Consider the following 21,657-nt stretch of genomic DNA (forward strand, 5'->3'; position numbering starts at 1 on the left):
ATTTAGAATAAGCTTGGTGCGGTGATAATTAACGTGCTGAGCCTGACTGATATTTAAAAAGAGAAAATTATGCAAAATGATACGGTAAAAGATATCAATAATTATAAAAGCCTACTGGTCACTATTGAACAGCACGTCGCTACCGTCACCTTAAACTGTCCTGAAAAGCGTAACGCTTTTAATGATGAGATGATAAGTGAGCTGACCGCAGCGTTTAAACAGTTAGGCGCAAACGATGACGTTCGCGTTATTGTACTGGCTGCCGCAGGTAAGGCGTTTTGTGCTGGTGCGGATTTGAACTGGATGCGCGCCATGGCGGATTACAGCTATGAAGAAAACTTAGCGGATGCTGATAAATTAGCGCAAATGCTCAAGACCATTTATGAATGTCCAAAGCCAACTATCGCTGCTATTCAAGGCGATGTTTATGCCGGCGGTATGGGCTTAGTAGCCGCATGTGATGTTGCATTTGCCGTTAAGATTGCTAATTTTTGTTTAAGTGAAGTGCGACTGGGTCTCGCGCCAGCAACTATCAGCCCTTACGTCATTCGCGCAATGGGTGCCCGAGCAGCACAGCGTTACTTTTTGAGTGCGGAAGTTTTTGACGCTAAAAAAGCGCGTCAGCTGGGCTTTATTCATGAGCGCGTCAGCGAAGAGTCACTAAATGATGTGGTAGCAACTTTCTGTGCCAAAGTCGTCAAAAACAGCCCTGATGCGATGAGAACTTGTAAAACCTTACTGCATGAAGTGGCTGGACAACCCATGACGGCAGAGCTTATTAATGACACAGTCAAAAGTATCGCTGATATCCGTGCCTCAGAACAAGGTAAAGAAGGCGTGCAAGCCTTTTTACAAAAACGTCGCCCCGCATGGCAGACAGAAGACTAGCTGTTAAAGACTAATTGTTGATAGCAGCAAAAGTGATACTAAACGGACAGCATCAAACAGTCAGGTCAGGGTTCCAACCATAACTGATGCTACGATAAAAATATAAGGCAAAAGACAAGGATAGTTATGTTTTCTAAAATTTTGATTGCCAACCGTGGCGAGATTGCTTGCCGAGTGGCAGCGACTGCAAAGCGTATGGGTGTTAGCACCGTCGCTGTCTATTCCGATGCTGACCGTCATGCCAAGCATGTGGCTGTCTGTGACGAAGCCGTTTATTTGGGTGGTTCTGCCCCAAAAGACAGTTACCTCAAAGGTGATGCTATTATTGCGATCGCTAAAGAAACTGGCGCGCAAGCCATTCATCCTGGTTATGGATTCCTGAGTGAAAATGCTGAATTTGCTCAGGCTTGTCAGGATGCTGGCTTAGTATTTATCGGTCCATCGGCTGCTGCTATCCGTGCCATGGGCGGTAAGTCTGAATCTAAACGCTTGATGGAAACCGCTGGCGTACCACTAATTCCTGGCTATCATGGCGACAATCAAGATGGCGCATTCTTACGGGCGCAAGCTGATGAGATCGGCTATCCAGTACTGATTAAAGCCAGTGCTGGTGGCGGTGGTAAAGGCATGCGTATCGTCGAGCAAAGCGCTGACTTTATCGGCTTATTAGAGTCTTGCCGCCGTGAAGCGACTACCAGCTTCGGTAATGATCAAGTATTGGTTGAAAAATACGCCCTAAAACCGCGTCATATCGAAATCCAAGTATTTGGCGATAGCCACGGCAACTATGTGCATTTATTTGAGCGAGATTGCTCGGTACAGCGTCGCCATCAAAAAGTTCTTGAAGAAGCGCCAGCACCCGGCGTTGATATCAGCATGCGAGAGGAAATGGGCGCAGCAGCTATCGAGGCGGCGCGGGCAGTAAATTATGTCGGCGCAGGAACGGTTGAATTTATCGTTGAACAGCGTGAGACCTCCATGAATTTTTACTTCATGGAGATGAATACGCGTTTGCAAGTTGAGCATCCGGTTACTGAAGCAATTACTGGTTTAGATTTGGTTGAATGGCAGCTATTGGTTGCTGCCGGCAAGCCGCTACCTAAAACCCAAGATCAGCTGGTTATCAATGGTCATGCTATTGAGGCGCGTATCTGCGCTGAAAACCCTGACAATGATTTTCTACCAGCGACGGGGACGTTATTTACTTATCAAAAGCCCGAGCACAGTACCTTTAACATTACTGACGTGCGCCTTGATGACGGTGTCCGCGAAGGCGATGTTATTAGCCCTTTTTATGATTCGATGATTGCCAAATTAATCGTCCATGCGCCAACCCGCGAGCAAGCGTTAGCCAAGCTTGATCGCGCACTGGCACAAACGCGTATCGTTGGCCTACCGAACAATGTGGCATTCTTACGTTATATTATTAATACCGATTCATTCAGTCATGCCAATCTAGATACCGCATTAATTGAGCGTGAGCGGGCCGACCTTTTTGACCAACAGCCTCTTGAGCTATCAACGCTCATTGGCACTGCTATTGTTCAGCAGCTGGCCACTGAGTCGGTCGATACGGGTAGCAATGCTTTTGACCCTTTTGCTCAGACCTCAGGGTTTCGCGCTTATACTGATTATACGCGGCAGTTTAGTTTGATTTATGATGAGCAGCCTTATTTAGCGCATATTAGTGATTGGCACAATGGTGCTACATGCTCAGATAGTGGTTTCAATAAGTCTAGCGATAAAGCCAGCCGCTTTAATATGGTCATTGAGCATGATACGACCAATAATGATGGCAAAGACACAGACCAGCAAGCTGGCGGCCAAACTACTAAGCAAGCCGATCCTCTATACAAGGGTAGTGTCAGCTACACAAGTAGCGATGCGCACAACCATGTTTTATGGTTAGACGGTACACGTATTAGCGCTCAGAGCTGGCTACATAACGAGACTGTGTATGTCTTTACTGATGCTGGGCGTGATCAGATAACGTTGATCGATATTATGGCGCACGTCGGCGAAGAGAACGCTGCCGTTGGTAGTTTAAAATCGCCTATGCCAGGGCAAGTGATTGCCTTTAAGGTAGCGGTAGGCGATACGGTCAAGCAAGGCGAGCCGCTAGCTGTTATTGAAGCGATGAAAATTGAGCATACTATTACCGCACCCACTGATGGCGTAGTCGCAGAGCTGCTATTTAAAGCTGGCGATTTGGTGGCGGATGGTGATGAGCTATTGCGGATTGATGCTACTGAAGAAGGATAATGATAACGACAGTTAAATAGCATTGCGGTTTTTGGAAATACCTGTTCCCGAAATTGGCTTTTTTAAAATTTTAGCACAGCAGTTTTTAGCCCGCTAACCAAACTAACAGTTAGATCAGTAAAAACAGACCAATAAAAAGGATGGCAATCATGAAACACTCGTATCCAGATCAGGTATTGATCGTTGACGTTAGTCCGCGTGATGGTTTGCAAAATGAGTCTAAAACTGTACCGACTGCCATCAAGCAAGCCCTGATTGAAGACCTGATGGCAGCAGGAATTAAAAAGCTCGAAGCGACTAGTTTCGTCTCGCCTAAATGGGTACCGCAAATGGGTGATAATAGCCAGCTGTTGGACGCGCTTAAGCCAACACGAAATGATGATGTTTGTTATTCGGTATTGGTACCCAATATGCGCGGCTTTGAAAATGCGATTGTACATCGTCCTGATGAAATCGTGATATTTGGCTCAGCAAGTGAAACCTTTAGCCAAAAAAATATCAACTGTAGCATCGATGAGAGTATCGAGCGCTTTGCTCCAGTTGCTGCTGCTGCTAAAGCCCAAGGTATCAAAGTTCGCGGTGTCATTTCATGTACGGTCGGCTGTCCTTATGAAGGCGAAATTGATCCCAGTCAAGTGGCTTATGTGACCGAACGTTTGGTCGAGATTGGGGCAGAACAGATTGGCATTGCCGATACTATTGGTGTTGGTACACCGATTAAAGTTCAGCGTGCCATACAAGCAGCGCTTGAGCATGTTGATATATCAGCGATATCGGGTCACTTTCACGACACTTATGGTCAAGCCTTAAGCAATACTTTAGCAGCACTACAATTAGGGGTACGTGAATTTGATACCTCGGTTGCCGGACTTGGTGGCTGTCCCTATGCTAAAGGCGCCACTGGTAATGTGGCGACTGAAGATGTGGTTTATATGCTGCACGGTATGGGTATCCGTACCGGTATTGATCTAGATAAGTTGGTCAGTGCGGGCGAGCGTATCAGTGCGTTTTTAGAGCGTCCTAATGGCTCAAATGTCACGCGTGCATTAATCAGTCAACGTCAGTCTTAGCTATAAATTAATAAAAGCACCCTGCGCGCTAATAACCTTTAAAAATATTAATAGATTAGAACCTAAAATATAAGGAATAATTATGAGTTTACCCGGATTAAACTTTCAGCTTGGCGAAGATATCGATGCGCTACGTGATATGGTGCAAAAATTTGCGGCGAATGAAATTGCCCCGCGTGCCGCTGAGATTGATTCTAGCGATGAATTCCCAATGGATTTATGGCAAAAAATGGGTGATTTAGGCCTTCATGGTATCACCGTTCCAGAAGCTTACGGCGGTGTCGATATGGGCTACGTCGCGCATATGGTCGTGATGGAAGAGATCAGCCGCGCGTCTGCGTCGGTTGCGCTCAGTTATGGTGCCCATTCAAACTTATGTATCAATCAGATTAAGCGTAACGGCAATGAAGAACAAAAGCAGAAATACCTGCCTAAGCTGCTCAGTGGTGAATTTATCGGTGCGCTTGCCATGAGTGAAACCGGTGCTGGTTCCGATGTTACCAGTATGAAACTTAAAGCCGAAGAAAAAGACGGTCATTATATTTTAAACGGCAGCAAAATGTGGATTACCAATGGCCCTGATGCTGATGTGATGGTGGTTTATGCCAAAACCAATCCTGAGCTTGGTGCGAAAGGTATGACCGCCTTTATCGTTGAAAAAGGTATGGCAGGCTTTGGTACCGCACAAAAGCTCGATAAATTAGGTATGCGTGGCAGCCATACTGGCGAGATGACCTTTAATAATGTTGAAGTGCCTAAAGAAAATATTTTAGGTGAATTGAATACTGGCGTTAAAGTATTGATGAGCGGCTTAGACTATGAGCGCGCGGTATTGGCTGCTGGTCCGATTGGTATCATGCAATCAGTTATGGATAATGTAGTGCCTTATATCCATGACCGTCAGCAGTTCGGCCAAGCCATCGGTGAGTTTCAGTTGATTCAAGGTAAAGTCGCAGATATGTACACCGTGCTACAAGCAGGGCGTAGCTTTTTATATACGGTCGGTAAAAACCTCGACATGTTGGACCAACGCGGTGCTGGACACAGTCGCCAAGTTCGTAAAGATTGCGCCAGTGTCATTTTATGGTGTGCAGAAAAAGCCACGTGGATGGCAGGCGAAGGCATTCAAATATTTGGCGGTAATGGCTATACCAATGAATATCCGCTTGGTCGTTTATGGCGCGATGCCAAGCTGTATGAGATTGGCGCGGGCACCAGTGAAATCCGCCGTATGCTAATCGGTCGTGAATTGTTTAATGAAACCAAATAACCGCAGTATAATGTGATTTAATCAGCCTGTAATAATAAGTTTATGACTACAGGCTGATATGAAAAATTAGTCAATAAAAAAGCAGTAGGTCTAAGACTTACTGCTTTTTTTGTTAATCACTTATTGGCTTTTTTTACTGGGTATCTATTTTATTTGGCATGTTTATTTGGCATGACTGTGATCAAAATATCGCGCTAAGCCATTTAATAGTAAGTCTTCACGCAGTCGCACCGGACGATTGACATGCTGGGCAATCATAGCCGCATCGCCACCAGTCATGATTAGCTCAAAGTTTGGGTGACGGTTGGTAATCTCGTTCACCGCGCCAACTATAGATAACAAGATACCCCGATGTACCGCATCCTGTGTGGTGATGCCTTGGGTAATGCTATCAAAGGTGCCGTTAGAGATGGTAATTTGCTTAGTGCCTGAAAAAAGGGACTCACGCTGAAGATAGATATTAGGGAAGATATAGCCGCCTAAATGCTCCGCATGATCAATAAGATCAATAGTCACTGCCGTGCCGCAGCCAATCACACATTGGCGCTTTTTCTTATCTACGGCGCCCAGCATCTGTAGCCAGCGGTCGCATCCTAATTGGTCAGCGTTATAAGCGCTACCCATTAATGGATGAGCGGCATCAACATCGACAAACTCAAAGGGAATATCCAGCCGACTTAAGGTTTCTGAGACCTTTACGTTTAATTCGTCACCCAGCACTGACGAGATACCGATAAAGTCAGGGGCATAGCGCTCAAAGCGATCCGTCAAACCCATAAGCAATTCGGCAGGCGCTTGCAAATGTTGCTTGGCATCATGCGAGACAATCTGCCCAATATCATCGGTCAGCCAGTATTTAAGACGGGTGTTTCCCAAGTCAAGCCAGAGCATAAATATCCTTATATAAGTGCCCGTTGTATATGCCGTTTAAGTATCATTAATAACGTCAATACGACCAGTAAAAAGCGCGATAAGCTTACCGTTATCTTGCCTTAATTGCAAACAACCATACGTATCAATACCACAAGCATAACCAGTGGTAATATGCAGTTTATCATTATCATTATCATTATCGTTATCGTTATGGTTTTGGGTCACACGCAGCCGTAATCCTACCAGCGCATCCATTGTGGCAAACTGGGTCATAAATTCGTCGGTATAACGAGTTTGTGCCGTCGTCTTTTCTTTAGCCAATTGCTCAAAGCTTGTCATTGCTGCGACCAAAGCCTGACTGATTTGCCCATACAGCGCTTGTAAGTCTGGCAAGGCAGTCCTGTTTTCTTGCTGAGACAGCTCAGTCGCGCGTGAGGCATCGACAGGGTGTAGTTTTTCATAAATGTCTTGTAAGCTAATTGCCTGATAGCTCATCCCTTCACTCGTTTGCGTGGTTAGCGCTGGTGTCGCTCGTATATTTAAGCCAACCCCCATCACCACGCCAATTAGTTTACCGGCACGCCATACCGGCTCAATCAAAATGCCAGCCAGTTTATTAAAGTCATTAATGTTTGAATGGCTATCCTCTGTTTCAGCATTATTTTTACATTGAGATGATGGAGAATAAAACCCCAAGTCATTGGCCCATTTTACCCCAATAGGTGCTAATCCTTGCGCACGCAGTTGCTCATTAAGCGTTTGTATGACGGGAATTTTTGCCAGCTCAACGCCGATGACTAAGGACAGTAGACCGCTGATCGGCACTTGTACCGGATGATATAGTGACAGATAAACATTGCCGCGCGGTGACTGCCACGAGCGCTCACGTTGTCCACGACCTGCAGTTTGGGTTTCAGTAGTCAACAGGTGGGGCTCATCTACGCTAAGAGATTCGTTTTGTATGGCGTCAATCAGCTCGCTATTGGTTGATGGACTGCTGATAACGTGGCGATGATTGAGGTTTGTTAAGAGGACTGATAGCGGCATAAGTTTAGTCGATGTGGTTAATGTAGCGTGGGTAATCTTTGATATACTGAGGCGATTGTGGAAAACAAAAGAAAGTAGGCGTCACGGATGGAACAGTAAGAGCGTCATCTTATTATCATATAAAAATAAGCTCAATAAAAGTTAAGTAAGATAATTCAGTACAATAAAAGCAAGCATAATAAAAGATGAGTACATTAAAAGGTAAACTCGATGATGTTATATGTATGGTTTGTGATTGCAGGAGCGTTCGCAGGAGTCAGCGCTGGCTTATTTGGTGTGGGCGGCGGGATGATTATTGTGCCGGCGTTAGTGTGGATTTTCACGGCCTATAATTTCCCGCCTGAAGTAGTCACTCATTTAGCGATTGGTACGTCCCTTGCGACCATCGTTGTGACTTCAATCAGTTCAATGACGGCGCATAATAAGCGTGGCGGTGTGCGCTGGGAAGTTTGGCGCAGCATGGCAATTGGTTTGGTCATTGGTAGCTTGATTGGGGCGGGCATTGCTGACGCGATTAATGGTCAAGCACTGCAAGCCATTATCGGTGTAGGAGCCTTGTTGGTCGCCTTAAAAATGCTATTCTTCTCTACTAAAGAACAAGTGGGTAAGCCGTTACCGCCTACTGGCGTGCAGTTTGGCGCGGGTACCGGGATTGGTTTGGCCTCGTCTATTTTTGGTATCGGCGGCGGTAGTTTGACCGTCCCGTATTTGAATTGGGCAGGACTCCCGATGAAGCAATCGGTGGGCACATCTGCTGCGTGTGGACTCCCGATTGCTATTGCAGGGGCACTGGGCTTTGCCTGGTTTGGTCAAGGTGAGGTCAATCTACCGGATGGCACGATAGGCTTTGTACATATCTCTGGATTTTTATGTATTTCAGTCATCAGTTTTATTATGGCAAAAGTCGGTGCCAAGCTTGCACATCAATTGCCAGCCCTAATGCTAAAACGCGCCTTCGGAGTATTGCTATTGTTCGCTGGTGGACAGTTGCTATTGAGTGGTATTGGGGTGTTGTAGGGATACTTGCACTGATAATGGTAAGCGGCTTAAAAAATATAAACCCCAAAAAAACCACACAATTTCAGGTAGAATAGCCGCCTGTTTTTGCTGATGTTACTGATCATTCATGCGTTTAAAATCTCTAAAATTAGCAGGCTTTAAGTCCTTTGCTAACTCAACCACTTTTACCTTTCCCCGTGGCATTACTGCCATTGTCGGACCGAATGGCTGTGGCAAATCAAATGTGATTGATGCTATCCGTTGGGTGCTAGGTGAAACTTCTGCCAAGCAGCTGCGTGGTGGGGCGATGAGCGATGTCATTTTTGCAGGCACGCAAGATAAAGCGGCAAAAAGTGTCGCTAGTGTCGAACTGACCTTTGAGCATACCCAAGATGAGCAAACCGGCATTCGGCATGAGTTTAATCTATATCAAGAGCTGTCTGTCCGCCGTCAGGTTAATTTAGAGGGGCGTTCCGATTACTTTATCAATGGTACGCGTTGCCGACGTCGAGATGTGATTGATGTGTTTTTGGGTACAGGGCTGGGCGCACGCAGTTATGCGGTCATCGAGCAGGGCATGATTGGCCGCATCGTTGATTCTAATCCATTGCAGCTACGTGAATTTATCGAAGAGGCGGCAGGGGTCTCGCGCTATCAAGCAAGACGTGCGGAAACGCAAAAGAAGCTTGAGAAAACCAAAGAAAATCTAGCGCGCCTGTATGATATGCAAAGCGAGCTGGAACGCCAACAAAAGACCCTATCAAAACAAGCGACCAGTGCCCAGCGCTATAATGAGCTGACCGAAACCCTTGCTGATATCAAGCAGCAATTGGCTATTCAGCAGTTATATCAAGCCAAACACACACAGCAGCAGCATAAAGTCGAGCATGAGCGAAGCGCTACAGCAGTAACTACGCTACAAGCTGATTATGAAACCCTCAAAGCCAAGCAAGATAAGCTCACCGCACAAATTAACCAACAGCAGTGGCTCAAAGACGATACTCAAAGCGCGCACTATCAGCAGCAACTAAGCTACCAACAAGCTGAGCATCAACTAAACGATGGGCAAACACAGCTAACCCAAATTAAGCAGCAATTGACCAATTTGAATGAGCAGCGAGAGCAAACGATAGCTGAGATTGATAAGCTGAAAATAGAACAAGAAGAGCAACAGACGGCGCTAGAAAAACTGCGCCCACAACTTGCTGAGATAACTACTAAACGCGACGCGCATAAATGTAATGAGCAGCCGTTACAGCAAGCATGGCATGAGGCGCAAAATCAGCTGTCACGTCTGCAAGATAACGAGCGCAGGCTTGAGCAGCAACAAGCTATTAACACCCAAGCGCAAAAGCGCCACCAGCTTAGTCGAGATAAATGGGCCCGCCGCCAGCACAGTTGGCAGACGTTGTGGGAGCAGTTGCAACAGTCTACGCGTGCCTCTGATGTGAGTAACACACAAGATTTAGACTCCCAAGCTATAAACTCTCAAACGTTGAACCTACAAATTTTAAATAGACCATCAAGCACGCAAATAGCTGAGCTTAATAGTCAGTTGCAGCAGCTTGTACGGCAACAAGACAGTGTAGAAGAACGCCTATCGGAGCTACAGCCGCAACAGCGTACGTTACAGCAGCGTTTGATTGAGCAGCAACGCGATGTAGCTGAACATGAAAAACGCCATGCGCTACTGGCTGGTGAGTACGATACCTTGCACCAGATATTACATCCTAAGCCATCCAAAACATTAGAACATACATCAGAAAACACTACGCAGTCTACTTCTCAAAGCGATAATAATTCCACATTAAGCACCTATCAACAGTTGCCTATTACTACCTTACGTGAGCAGATTGAACTGAGTGTACAAGGGCAGCAGTACGCACAATTACTCGATAGCCTGTTGGCGATTTGGCTCGATAGTCATGTGTTCTTACCAAGCCAACATAACGTTAATGATAATGCTCAACAAGCAGCTAATCTGCCGTCACAATTTGAGCGCTATTTGCCGGAGTTGCTGGCTTATCAAAATGGTCAAAACCCGCAGGAAGGTTTGCTGACTGAAACTAGCCATAGTTTATGGTTGCCAGCTGCTCAAGCAGCCACTCAAAGTAGTAGCGAAAAAAATGCTTTTATTAATCACTTACCAAATGAGCTTAAAGAGAAAATTTTCCCTTTATCGCAGTTAATTGCTCGTCCAGCATTGGCGTTATGGCAGCAGTGTTATTTATATATGGCTCAAAATGATAACAAGACCAACGTTGAGCAAACCGAAGAACTCGTAGAGATTCTCAAAGCATTACCGCCATCAGCATTGCTATTGACCACCGATGGTTGGTTAATCAGTAGCAAGGGCACGATCAATCTCAGTAAATTTACTGGCGCAACGAAGGGACAGGACGATAACCAGAGCAATAGTCAATTTCTAACCCAGCGGCTTAGTCAGCGTACGCGTTTAGAAAAATTAGAAGTATTGCTTGATGAGGGTGAGGCGCAAATAACAACGCAACAGCAGAGCATCAATCAAAACCAGCGTGATTATGATGCGTTAGCCATAAGCCTTGAAGAAACTCGTGCCCAAGCTGAACAGCTAACAGGCGATCAATATAAACTTCAACAGCAATTGACCACCCAGCAAGCTGCCTATGAGCGCTTGCAAGCTGATGAGCAACGCTTAAATGCTGATAAAGCAGCACTTACTGAAGAACAGCAAGAGTTAGAACATGAGCAAAAAGCCTTGGATAGCGAGCAGCAGAAAATTCAAGAGGATATTGAAGCGCTGACCCCAAAACTAACTGAAGCGCAGGCTAATCGTCAGCAGTTACAAGTCGCACGCAACGAACTCAGCCGCGCTCGTCAAGCAGATGATGAGGCATGGCAAGCCTTACAGCTTAGCATCCAGCAGAGTGAAATGCGTTTAGAGCACAGTACGAGTAGTCTCGCGCGTGCGACCGAACAACATGATAGATCGATGCAAAATGAACAGGCCTTGATAACACGACTCGAGAACTATCAGCAGCAACTGCCAGGCTTGCAAGCCGTATTACAAACGGCGCAAACGGCACGTGATGAGCAGCAACTATTATTGACTGAGCGAGAAACGGTGTTGACCGCGCTCAAGCTTGAGTATAGTGAGCAGCAGTTCGCACTGGATGCGTTGCAAACTGAATTGCAAACCAAACAAAGCAAGCTGGCGAGTGATGCGACCGAGCTGGCGTTGAGTGAAGCACGGTTAAACGATGCCAGCACTCACGCGCACTATGCTTTAGTAGAATATTCTCAGCTTAGTAATAAGTATGATAAGGGACAAGCGCTACAGACTGTCAGTGTCTCAAGCTTATTAACTGACTTTATTATTCATGAACGCCGTGTGCGTCCGGACAAAATCGCTGAGCTACAGACTGAGCAAAGCCAACTTGAGCAGCAGCTGAGTAAAATTGGTGCGGTAAATTTAGCTGCCGTGGCTGAGCTGGCTGAGGTTAATGAGCGCTTAGCACCGCTGGCCCAGCAGACTGAGGATATTGCTGCTAGCATGGATACCTTGACGGATGCGATCGCCTCTATTGATGAGACCACCAAGACCCTGTTTATGCAAACGCTGGAGGCGGTCAATACTGATCTTGCTGATTTATTTGCCAAGGTATTCGGCGGTGGTCATGCCAGCTTAAGTTTGAACTTAGATGAGTTGCCGACTAATACACCAAAGTCAGAACAATGGCGCGCAGGATTAACCTTAATGGCGCAACCAAAAGGCAAGCGTAACAGTCGCCTAGCGTTGCTTTCAGGGGGCGAGAAGACATTGACCGCGCTCAGCTTAATTTTTGCTATCTTTAAGCAGCATCCAGCACCATTTTGTGTCCTTGATGAAGTGGATGCCCCGCTTGATGATGCTAATGTCGCACGCTTTACCAGTCTCATCCATGAGCTGGCAAGCGACTTGCAGTTTATATTTATCAGCCATAATAAGCTTTCTATGCAGATTGCCGATGAGCTTAAAGGTATCACTATGCCAAGCGCGGGTATTTCAACCTTAGTTAGCGTCTCCTTAGATGAGGCCGCGCGCTATATTGAAAGTTAGCATTGATTCATTATTGGAAGCTGGTATTGTTGTTTAGAGTTGATAGCTGATATTGAGCATTATAGATGCCTTAATATTGAGTAATAATGGTGGACGGACTATAAACCATCACAATGTGGTGACGACTTCAGTCAGCCATGCTAGAATATTGCCGTTCATACCATCTTTTATTTTTGTCATAGTTATTAGGATATATTTCTCATGACCGCTATTCAGTTTATATTGATTGCTATTGCTGCGTTTATCGTACTTGCAGGGCTGTTTATGGTCATTCGTAGCTTGAAGCGGCGCAAAAATACCGAAGCAGCGGCGGTCAATTATGATAAAAATGGTATTCCCATTATCCCACGTCATGAGCGCAACATCGTCGATCAGCCAGATTTTGACGATACCGTCGCTGGCGAGACCACTATTGGCCCCGATCGTGATTATTTAAATGCGGTAGTTGAAGACGAGCCTTTGACCCAGACCCACACCAATGTCGATGCGCAACTGACCGCAGGTCGCGGTGAAGCCGATCCTGATACAGATGCTGCCCCTGAGGCAGCTTATGCGCGCTGGCAAGCTGAGCAGCAACACGCAGATAAAGCTGAGTTTGCGTATGTCGCTGACCAGATGCAAACGAATAGTGATCAAGAGCCCGATGCTTTTTCTAGCCTAATGTCTGCCACTGACAACCTCATGCCATCGATAGATACCGCAGAAGAACCGAGATTTACGGATAACAGTCCGATACTTGACCAGCACCTGTTAGAGCCGGTTGACCAAGCACAAAACGGCCCATTGATTAATGCCAAAGACAATATTAATATCACCATCTTGCCGCATCAGTATCGCGACCGTCCAACAACGGTCATTCGTGGTCGTGACCTATTAGCGTTAATTGATAAATACGGTTTGCGCTTTGGCGCGATGAATATGTTTCATCGCTATGAGCAAAAAGACGGCACTGGCATGTTATGGTTTAGTATGATGGGCATCACTGATAACGGCATCGCGCCCTTTGATCCCCATAGCGTAGCGACCAATAATTATAGCGGCGTCGTGGTGTTTTTATCCTTACCGCATCCGCAAGCGTTGCGTAGCTTTGATAGTATGATGAGCATCGCCTATATGATGGCCAGCGACTTAGATGCGATAATGCTCGATGAGAATAACGAGCCTATCACTTCTGAATACAAGCAGCAGCTACGTAATCAAGTCCGTGATTACGAAGATTAAAATATTTAACAATCTGTATTCTTCAAAAATTAAATAGCTTAAAAGAGGCAAATAATGTGTTTCATTTCACGTTATTTGCCTTTATCAATTATCACAATATCCTATAAACTTGTTATGATATCGGCATCTTGAACAGTAAAGACGCCGACTATGACTGACTCACTCTTACCGCCTGATTCTCAACCAGCTACCTTTCAACCCGGTACTCCCCAAAAACCAGCTTCCCAAAATCCCATTTCAAATGAAATCGCAAACAATGATGCCATTATCGTACAAATGCGCGCGTTTATTGATGCGCTCAAGACTCATAATAACGCTTACTATGTGCTGGACAATCCGATCTTAGAAGACAGTGAATACGATCAATTGCGCCGCTCCTTGCTGGAGTTAGAAGAAGCGTATCCGGATTTAGTGCAGCCTGACAGCCCTGTCAATCAAGTCGGCGATACTCCGTTATCGGCCTTTACCCAAGTCACCCACGATATACAGATGCTATCGCTCGGTAATGTGTTTGAGTACGATGATTTGCGCGATTTTATGCGGCGGGTCAACGACCGTTTAAGTGTCGCTCAGCAAAACCCTGAATATGAGATGGAGCTAAAGCTTGATGGGTTAGCAGTGTCGCTAAAATATGTGCACGGTAAGTTTATGCAAGCGGTCACGCGCGGCGATGGGCAAACGGGTGAGGACATAACGCAAAATGCCAAAACCATTCGCAATCTACCGTTATGGTTAGCTATTGCGGCTGATATTGAGCTGTTAGAAGTGCGCGGTGAAGTGCTAATACCCAAAGCAGGATTTGAACGTCTTAATCGACTGGCACAGGAAAATGACGATAAAACCTTTGCCAATCCACGCAATGCGGCTGCTGGTAGCTTACGACAACTTGATCCGGCGGTCGCGGCAAGTCGTCCGCTAGCCTTCTATGGCTATTCGATTAATCAAGGTTTGCCGGATAGTATCAACACTCAATCGGCAGCCCTTGCTTGGTTGAAAGATATTGGTTTTACCGTTAGTGCAGTAGAAGTAGTACAGAACCCACGCGAGGCGCAAGCCTACTATGAGTCAGTGATTGAGGCACGCGCTGCGCTACCGTTTGAGATTGATGGCACAGTGATTAAAGTCAATAGTTTGGCACTGCAACAGCAATTGGGCTTTTTATCACGTGAGCCACGTTGGGCAACGGCTTATAAATTCCCTGCCGAAACGGTTATGACCCGCTTACAATCCATTGAGTGGCAAGTCGGGCGTACCGGACAAATCACCCCAGTCGGTAAACTAGAGCCGGTGAAAGTCGGCGGCGTTACGGTCAGTAATGTCACTTTGCATAACTTTGGCGAGATTCAGCGCCTTGATGTGCGCGCAGGCGATATGGTCAGCGTCCATCGCGCAGGCGATGTCATCCCCAAAGTCACACGCGTCTGGCACGATCAACGTCAAGAAGGTTCTGAGCCGGTCATGCTACCGTCTACCTGTCCAGTATGCGACTCTCCGGTTGTGCTACCCGAAGATGAAGCATTAGCTCGCTGTACTGGCGGTCTATTTTGTCCAGCACAACAGCAAGAAGCGTTGATTCACTTTGTCTCGCGGCGCGCGATGGATATCGATGGCTTGGGCGCAAGTTGGCTGATTGGCTTTTTTAATCATGGTTTGGTTAAGACCGTTGCTGACATCTATCAATTGCACAATCACCAAGAGGAGCTAATTACTTTAGAAAAATTAGGCGAAAAATCGGTACAAAATATTATTGCCGCTATCGAAGCCAGCAAACATACAACGCTGTCACGCTTTATCTACGCGCTTGGCATTCGCGGAGTGGGTGAAACCACCGCGCAAAACCTTGCTCAGCAATTCGGCGATCTGGATATTCTAATGGCTGCTGATATCGAAGCGTTGTTACTAACTCCTGATGTGGGTGCTATTACCGCTGAACTTACCTATAAATTCTTTCGTGCCCCGCATAATATTGAAGTTATTACTGCATTACGTGAAGCTGGGGTGTATTGGGATAAAGTCGAGCAAAAAGCTCCTAGCGACTTACCACTTGATGGGCAGACTTGGGTCATCACTGGCGCGCTGGCAAGTATGGCGCGTGATGAAGCTAAAGCCAAACTCCAAGCGCTTGGTGCAAAAGTATCCGGTAGTATCTCTGCTAAAACTACAGCGCTACTGGCAGGAGAAAAGGCTGGGTCGAAGATGGCTAAGGCTGAGAAGTTAGGGGTTAAAGTTGTTGGTGAGGATGAGTTTTTGACGTTGGTTGGGGAGTAGTTTATGGATGTTGATAATTTGAAAGATTTAGATGAAGCTACTCGGAAAGAGATTGAAGAATTAGAGAAGATTACGCGTGAGAAGGATAGCAGCGAAAGCTTTGCAAAAGCTAAATACTTAATAGCTGATATATTTAAAGAAGAAAATCAGCCTATAAAGGCTTTGAAAGCATGGGATGAAATTAGAAGAGAAGATAGTCCAATATGGTACGCTAAAGCGCAAATTGATAAGGGTTTAGTTTACTTTGATCTTGACCAATCTAAAAAATCTTATCAAGCTTTCAATAATATTGAGAAAACTGATAGTTTAATCCATTATATGATGGCTCAATATGGTATGGGGGCTTTGCTAACTAAAGATAATAATAGAGATGAAGCATTAATTGTTTGGAATAATTTGAAGGGAATAGGTAATTCCTCAGACACTGCCAAGTTAAAGTTTAAAATAGGGGGTGTTCTGGTAGGTGAAAAGTTTGCAAAGTATGATGAAGCAAAACAATTCTTTATAGAATCGTTGGAACACTACCCCTATGAAGCGTATTGTTATAAGAAAATATGTGATTTACTGATAGAGTCAGAATCTAAAACTGTTGGAGAAAAAGTTCTACAGCTTTTAGATAAGACTTTAGATATAGTGAATGTATTGAAGTTAGATTTTGGACAAGATGCTAATGAAGAGAAGTCTCCTGAAAGAAAGCTCGCTCACTATACAAATACTAGTATTACTAACTTACTTTTAGAAGCTGACAAAAACAATAGTCTACCAAGTTTTTTTCGCCTTAATACTATTAATAATGTGAATGATCCAAGTGAAGGTCATTTACTTACAAATCATCTAAACGGTTTAAAAGAAAGTTATTTTCGTGCTCCTGACTTCGATGGAAAACTACACGCTTTTATAAGTTGCTTCACATTCAACCATGACAGTTTAAATCAGTTTAGGTTATATGGTAAAGAAGGTGATAAAGAAGCCTCTGGTGTTAGTCTTGTATTCAAGAAGGAGTTTTTTCAATCAGATAACTCTTCAGGAGGGTTATCTTTTTTATCACTTGACAACAGTTTTCAAAATTCAAATAAAGACTTTAATTCTCAAAGCATTGATGAACAGTCTAGTGTAAACCAAAGCTCTGAAGGTAAGTTGAAAGTCAATAAACAACCAGTAATGAGGTGTGTATACCTTGATCCTACTTCTAATTATATCCAGCTGGCTCAGCGTAATCGAGTAACATTTTTTCGAGAGTTCGGTAATGAGACTGTAGTAATAGAAGATATAGAAATAAGCAAAGCCGAACACGAATGGAAGAAGTATGAAGATTACATTGATGAAAAAACTAAAGATTTCAATGATGCTTTTATCATTCTAAAAAGCATTTATAAATTAATTATAAAAGAGAAGATAAGGATTAAGAAAAATAATTCTGAATTGTCAGATGATATTGAAATATTATTAGATGAAATTCTTCTACCTTTAAAATATCTAATTAAGCACTCAGCTTTTCAAGAAGAACAAGAGTGTCGAATGGTATATGTAACCTCGATTAATGCACCCGAAGTTATGATACAGTTTAAAAAACTTTTATTTGTTGAATATGAGGCAGGTATAAAGGAAAATCTTAATAAAATATATATAGCTCCTGCTGCAACTGAATACCAACTTTATTTAGCTTGGTTACTTCGTAACAGTGATACCAAAATCGAGCTTTCAAATAATCCTTATCGTCAGACTTAATAATTTCTTAAAACAGTAAAACCCACGTTATGGAAAGTTATCCGTGGGTTTTGCTATTACTGCGACTAAATTCTCTATTCTTCCGAACCACCATGCGGCTCAACTTCACTTTTCTTACCATCTGGCTGAATGACGATAGGCAGGACAAGTCCTTTGGCAAAGTCCTCCTCAAACACATAATCATAGCTGCTGGCTTTGATATCTGACGTGGTATGAATGATCAGCTCGATCTTTTCGCCATCGGTCAGCTCATGGGAAGTATAGCTATTATTGAGTTGATCCAATACTTTGGATAGTGCCTCATTACTCGCCATGCTGACGGTCAAGTTGTGCTGAGCAGTGGTATTATCGACTTTGAAGTAATCAGCGTAATCACGTACGTTTTGGCTATCGAGTGCAAACGGATAGGCATAATCAGCAAGTTCAGCAGGCATCTCATTAGTTGCTATGGCTGACCAATCGACAATACTTGGTGCTCTAGTATTTGCTGAATTAACACTGCTAGTCTCAGAGCTTTCAGGTGTCGTTGTGGTCTGCCCATTTAGTGCAGCCGTCTTGTTAGAAGTAGTATCGGTGTCCACGCCATTATCACAGCCGATTAGTGCCAACATACTCGCCGCACTTATTGTCATTATACCTATTAGGCGCTTCGCCATTGACCTGTCTCCCTTAGTATTATTTATAACTGCTATTATTCTGCCAGTTTTCTTCAGCTTTCTCTACTAAAACCTGTAATGCTAAAATTATGACGCTAAATTCATAATGTTAAACCCATAAAACTAAATTATTTGGTATAAAAAACAGGCATAAAAAAACAGCCATCGTTTGATGACTGTTTTTTATATCTATAACAACTGACTATTTATGAAGCTTAATGATGTATCTATTCATTAGAATAAGTCGTTATTTTCTCAATTAAAATGACGGTTTAGATTTGGCAATTAACTTGGTATTCTTTACCGTCTGCCCATTTCATGGCTAGGATACCTTTATCGCCTTTTATGTGCCATGCATAGACAATTTCTGGGTTAGAGTCGTTTACATAGCTTGCGGTATCGCCTTGCACGCCACCATTTAAAATGATTGGCTGTTCTGACCATTTAATTTTAGGTAGAGTGGCGTTTAACATGACTTCTTCTTTGTTGATAGACTGTTTTGCCATGATTTTAGCGTCGTCAGTACAAGTATAAGGCGCTGGTGCCATACGATCATAGGCAGCTTTAGTCACGCTTTCTGAAGGGGTACTAGTACTAGGTGCAGTAGGAGCGGTAGTAGCACAAGCGCTAAGTAGAGCAAGGGCTGGTAGGGCAGTAGCTAGTTTCATCATGGTATTCATGGTCTTCTCCAAAATATAAAAATCGTTGTGTCTTTAGTTTTAATAACGCATTAAGCGTATGGCGTTCATAGTATCGAAAAGCCAATCTGGACAATGTTAGAAATTGTTCCTTAGATGTTAGCTTCGTTGCTTAACTTACTGACTAATGTAATTGTTCAGATGAGCTAATAAAAGACCAATAAAAAGCGCACAACAGCTTAAGGGCTGATGTACGCTTTTTATCTGAGCTGATTTAACTTATTTCATTTATATTAGCTCATTTATGCTGATTTATAAGCTTACTTGGTTTTACGCGGTGGCAGTCCGGTATGCTGAGTTTGGAAATTACCTTTACTCACCCTTTTAGCGTTTTTGCCCACTGGACTTTTCGCAGCAGAAGCACCACTCTTGGTAGCGACATGGTTATTACGTTTTACAGAGTCATTACCAAGACGACTGTTCTTTTTACGCGCCGATTGATAGCTGTCCTGCGCCGCATCACGCCCTTCTAAACTGGCGTTAAATGGAGGTATTAGGCAGCCACGACCTTTGCCAATAAGATCGCCACGGCCCATACTCTTAAGCGCCTCACGTAGTAGTACCCCGTTTTTTGGGTCGTGATAGCGTAAGAATGCTTTGTGTAATTTGCGCTGCTTACCGGACTTGACGATATCCATATCACCTTCAGCACGGCTAACTTTATGCAGCGGATCTTTATGGGTGTGATACATGGTGGTGGCAGTGGCCATAGGACTGGGATAAAACGCTTGCACTTGATCTGCGCGGTAGCCATGGCTTTTGATCCAAAGCGCAAGATTCATCATGTCTTCGTCTTTGGTACCCGGATGGGCGGCGATAAAGTAAGGAATCAGGTACTGTTCTTTACCGGCTTCTTGGCTGAACTGTTCAAACATGGCTTTAAATTGATCGTAACTGCCCATGCCCGGCTTCATCATTTTCGATAGTACGCCTTCTTCTGAATGTTCAGGGGCAATTTTGAGATAGCCGCCAACATGATGGCTGACCAGCTCTTTGACATATTCAGGATCTTTAACCGCCAAATCATAACGCAGACCCGAGGCAATAAGGATTTTTTTGACGCCTTTGATATCACGTGCTTTACGATATAGTTTAGTCAAATTACTATGATCGGTAATTAAGTTCTCACAGACGTCAGGATAGACACAAGACGGTTTACGGCAATTCTTTTCAATCTTCTCATCTTTACAGCTGAGGCGGTACATATTGGCAGTGGGCCCGCCAAGGTCGGATATCACACCAGTAAAGTTGGGCGCAGTATCACGAATAGCCTCAACCTCGCGTAGAATGGATTCTTCTGAGCGGTTTTGAATAATGCGCCCTTCGTGCTCGGTAATGGAGCAAAAAGTACAGCCGCCAAAGCCGCCGCGCATGATGTTCACTGAGAATTTAATCATGTCATAAGCAGGGATGCGCGCATCGCCATAGCTCGGATGCGGTAGGCGTGCATAAGGCAAGTCAGAGACAGTATTTTATGAGAAATAGTGTTTGTAACGGCTAATTAGGTATAGTTGAACTGTTTTAGTTCAGTGTTTAACCATAATATACTTCAATGTTATGAGAGGGCCTGTCTCTTGAAGAAAGCAGCATTTAAAAACAGCATTTTCTGAAAACAACACTACCTAGGATTAGAAATGCCCAATCGAATAATAGCGTTTTTATTAATTTTGCTCATACCTCTATCAGCAAATGCTTCAGACATGATTGTATTAAATGGCTTTTTATCTATAGCTTATATGTTGTTCTTCATACCTCTAGCACTATTAATCCATTTGATAGTTACTGTCTATTTTCAAAAGAAAGGCTACTATCGCGGCAAATCTTTTACTATCAAATATCTGATAATCGCTATGTTAGTTCCTATAACGGGCATTGCTTTGCTCACCTTTGAATATTTGTCGAATATGAGTAGGGCAGGCATGCACGTTGGAACCTTTTTATCTATTCTGTTCGTACATGGGTTTCTATCTTTAATTTTTGCTATTCCTTATCTTCTTCATCTTACGGCTACCGAAAAATAGAAAAACTATTCACTTTTCAACAACTATCAATAGTTATCAATCGAGCATAATCTTCGTACCACTCTTAGTAAAGTTCATTACAAACTGACTCTTAAAATTGCGCACATTATTTTCATAAGTCAGCAAGCTGCGGGTGAACTGATGATAGTCGCTCATATTCTTAGCGTTGACCATCAACATAAAATCAAAATCGCCCGACACTTCATAGCAGCTCATCACTCGCGACTGCGCGTCCATTAAGCGCTCAAATCGATGCTGCATCGAAGTATTGGAGCGCTCCATCTCTATCATAACCACCGCTGTCAGACCGTAGCCAACCTTATCAGGATTGACGATAGCCACCTGCTTGGTAATCACGCCATTGTCTATCAGTGCTTGAATTCGGCGTTGCGCCGTGGCGATAGACACATGAACGTGTTCTGCCACTATTTTTAGTGGTAGCGTCACATCGTCTTGTAATAGATTTAAAATGGCTTTATCCGTATTGTCTAAAAGCTGACTCATAAGTGTGTGTCCTCTTAGATAAAATCTTTAATAAGGGCTGATATTCTCAATAAAAAATTGTACAGTATCGAGAG

General features: G+C 44.1%; 15 protein-coding genes and 1 pseudogene. 10 read left to right on the plus strand and 6 right to left on the minus strand.

Features of this window, described 5'->3' with window-relative positions; all coding sequences use genetic code 11:
• Window positions 1–69: 69 nt before the first annotated feature.
• From U1P77_RS13365 to U1P77_RS13380, 4 genes are all read left to right on the plus strand, one after another.
• On the plus strand, window positions 70–888 hold the full coding sequence (locus tag U1P77_RS13365; protein WP_321155440.1) for an enoyl-CoA hydratase/isomerase family protein: 819 nt from the start codon (window positions 70–72) through the stop codon (window positions 886–888).
• Window positions 889–1,014: 126 nt separating this feature from the next.
• Window positions 1,015–3,150, plus strand: a complete 2,136-nt coding sequence (locus U1P77_RS13370) for an acetyl/propionyl/methylcrotonyl-CoA carboxylase subunit alpha (RefSeq protein ID WP_321155441.1) — start codon at window positions 1,015–1,017, stop codon at window positions 3,148–3,150.
• A gap of 149 nt (window positions 3,151–3,299) precedes the next feature.
• Window positions 3,300–4,220: a hydroxymethylglutaryl-CoA lyase gene (locus U1P77_RS13375; protein WP_321155442.1), complete on the plus strand. Its 921-nt coding sequence runs from the start codon at window positions 3,300–3,302 to the stop codon at window positions 4,218–4,220.
• 82 nt (window positions 4,221–4,302) lie between these two features.
• On the plus strand, window positions 4,303–5,490 hold the full coding sequence (locus U1P77_RS13380; protein ID WP_321155443.1) for an isovaleryl-CoA dehydrogenase: 1,188 nt from the start codon (window positions 4,303–4,305) through the stop codon (window positions 5,488–5,490).
• A 162-nt stretch (window positions 5,491–5,652) separates the two neighbouring features.
• On the opposite strand, the gene U1P77_RS13385 is transcribed toward U1P77_RS13380, so the two are convergent.
• Window positions 5,653–6,381: a pantothenate kinase gene (locus U1P77_RS13385; RefSeq protein WP_321155444.1), complete on the minus strand. Its 729-nt coding sequence runs from the start codon at window positions 6,379–6,381 to the stop codon at window positions 5,653–5,655.
• A 36-nt stretch (window positions 6,382–6,417) separates the two neighbouring features.
• Complete coding sequence (locus U1P77_RS13390) at window positions 6,418–7,410, minus strand: biotin--[acetyl-CoA-carboxylase] ligase (protein WP_321155445.1); 993 nt, start codon at window positions 7,408–7,410, stop codon at window positions 6,418–6,420.
• 213 nt (window positions 7,411–7,623) lie between these two features.
• On the opposite strand from U1P77_RS13390, the gene U1P77_RS13395 reads away from it, so the two are divergent.
• From U1P77_RS13395 to U1P77_RS13415, 5 genes are all read left to right on the plus strand, one after another.
• The gene (locus U1P77_RS13395; RefSeq protein ID WP_321156712.1) at window positions 7,624–8,427 is read left to right on the plus strand and encodes a sulfite exporter TauE/SafE family protein; all 804 of its coding nucleotides are present in this window, start codon (window positions 7,624–7,626) and stop codon (window positions 8,425–8,427) included.
• 109 nt (window positions 8,428–8,536) lie between these two features.
• A complete protein-coding gene (locus U1P77_RS13400) occupies window positions 8,537–12,487 on the plus strand; it encodes an AAA family ATPase (RefSeq protein ID WP_321155446.1) in 3,951 nt (1,316 codons plus the stop codon).
• A 201-nt stretch (window positions 12,488–12,688) separates the two neighbouring features.
• Window positions 12,689–13,708 (plus strand): cell division protein ZipA, encoded by a 1,020-nt coding sequence (locus tag U1P77_RS13405; RefSeq protein WP_321155447.1) that lies wholly within the window; start codon window positions 12,689–12,691, stop codon window positions 13,706–13,708.
• Window positions 13,709–13,984: 276 nt separating this feature from the next.
• Window positions 13,985–15,976 carry an NAD-dependent DNA ligase LigA gene (gene ligA, locus U1P77_RS13410; protein ID WP_414479098.1) on the plus strand — a complete coding sequence of 664 codons (1,992 nt, stop codon included), beginning with the start codon at window positions 13,985–13,987 and terminating at the stop codon, window positions 15,974–15,976.
• A gap of 3 nt (window positions 15,977–15,979) precedes the next feature.
• The gene (locus U1P77_RS13415; protein WP_321155449.1) at window positions 15,980–17,704 is read left to right on the plus strand and encodes a tetratricopeptide repeat protein; all 1,725 of its coding nucleotides are present in this window, start codon (window positions 15,980–15,982) and stop codon (window positions 17,702–17,704) included.
• Between the two features lie 74 nt (window positions 17,705–17,778).
• Here the strand turns inward: U1P77_RS13415 and U1P77_RS13420 are convergent, their stop codons facing one another.
• The 3 genes and pseudogenes from U1P77_RS13420 to U1P77_RS13430 form a co-directional block, all read right to left on the minus strand.
• Window positions 17,779–18,360, minus strand: a complete 582-nt coding sequence (locus U1P77_RS13420) for a hypothetical protein (protein WP_321155450.1) — start codon at window positions 18,358–18,360, stop codon at window positions 17,779–17,781.
• Window positions 18,361–18,632: 272 nt separating this feature from the next.
• On the minus strand, window positions 18,633–19,040 hold the full coding sequence (locus tag U1P77_RS13425; protein ID WP_321155451.1) for a hypothetical protein: 408 nt from the start codon (window positions 19,038–19,040) through the stop codon (window positions 18,633–18,635).
• A 278-nt stretch (window positions 19,041–19,318) separates the two neighbouring features.
• Window positions 19,319–20,524, minus strand: a pseudogene (locus U1P77_RS13430) (DUF3362 domain-containing protein); the annotation flags it as partial.
• Between the two features lie 168 nt (window positions 20,525–20,692).
• On the opposite strand from U1P77_RS13430, the gene U1P77_RS13435 reads away from it, so the two are divergent.
• Complete coding sequence (locus U1P77_RS13435) at window positions 20,693–21,079, plus strand: hypothetical protein (RefSeq protein WP_321155452.1); 387 nt, start codon at window positions 20,693–20,695, stop codon at window positions 21,077–21,079.
• Window positions 21,080–21,115: 36 nt separating this feature from the next.
• On the opposite strand, the gene U1P77_RS13440 is transcribed toward U1P77_RS13435, so the two are convergent.
• Window positions 21,116–21,583 carry an Lrp/AsnC family transcriptional regulator gene (locus U1P77_RS13440; protein WP_321155453.1) on the minus strand — a complete coding sequence of 156 codons (468 nt, stop codon included), beginning with the start codon at window positions 21,581–21,583 and terminating at the stop codon, window positions 21,116–21,118.
• Window positions 21,584–21,657 lie beyond the last annotated feature (74 nt).

Source organism: Psychrobacter sp. LV10R520-6 (assembly GCF_900182925.1).
Taxonomy (GTDB): domain Bacteria; phylum Pseudomonadota; class Gammaproteobacteria; order Pseudomonadales; family Moraxellaceae; genus Psychrobacter.

Coding starts and splice junctions, on each gene's coding strand:
- U1P77_RS13365 (WP_321155440.1), top strand. CDS start 70: ATGCAAAATGATACGGTAAAAGATATCAATAATTATAAAAGCCTACTG.
- U1P77_RS13370 (WP_321155441.1), top strand. CDS start 1,015: ATGTTTTCTAAAATTTTGATTGCCAACCGTGGCGAGATTGCTTGCCGA.
- U1P77_RS13375 (WP_321155442.1), top strand. CDS start 3,300: ATGAAACACTCGTATCCAGATCAGGTATTGATCGTTGACGTTAGTCCG.
- U1P77_RS13380 (WP_321155443.1), top strand. CDS start 4,303: ATGAGTTTACCCGGATTAAACTTTCAGCTTGGCGAAGATATCGATGCG.
- U1P77_RS13385 (WP_321155444.1), bottom strand. CDS start 6,381: ATGCTCTGGCTTGACTTGGGAAACACCCGTCTTAAATACTGGCTGACC.
- U1P77_RS13390 (WP_321155445.1), bottom strand. CDS start 7,410: ATGCCGCTATCAGTCCTCTTAACAAACCTCAATCATCGCCACGTTATC.
- U1P77_RS13395 (WP_321156712.1), top strand. CDS start 7,624: ATGTTATATGTATGGTTTGTGATTGCAGGAGCGTTCGCAGGAGTCAGC.
- U1P77_RS13400 (WP_321155446.1), top strand. CDS start 8,537: ATGCGTTTAAAATCTCTAAAATTAGCAGGCTTTAAGTCCTTTGCTAAC.
- U1P77_RS13405 (WP_321155447.1), top strand. CDS start 12,689: ATGACCGCTATTCAGTTTATATTGATTGCTATTGCTGCGTTTATCGTA.
- ligA (WP_414479098.1), top strand. CDS start 13,985: ATGCGCGCGTTTATTGATGCGCTCAAGACTCATAATAACGCTTACTAT.
- U1P77_RS13415 (WP_321155449.1), top strand. CDS start 15,980: ATGGATGTTGATAATTTGAAAGATTTAGATGAAGCTACTCGGAAAGAG.
- U1P77_RS13420 (WP_321155450.1), bottom strand. CDS start 18,360: ATGGCGAAGCGCCTAATAGGTATAATGACAATAAGTGCGGCGAGTATG.
- U1P77_RS13425 (WP_321155451.1), bottom strand. CDS start 19,040: ATGAATACCATGATGAAACTAGCTACTGCCCTACCAGCCCTTGCTCTA.
- U1P77_RS13435 (WP_321155452.1), top strand. CDS start 20,693: ATGCCCAATCGAATAATAGCGTTTTTATTAATTTTGCTCATACCTCTA.
- U1P77_RS13440 (WP_321155453.1), bottom strand. CDS start 21,583: ATGAGTCAGCTTTTAGACAATACGGATAAAGCCATTTTAAATCTATTA.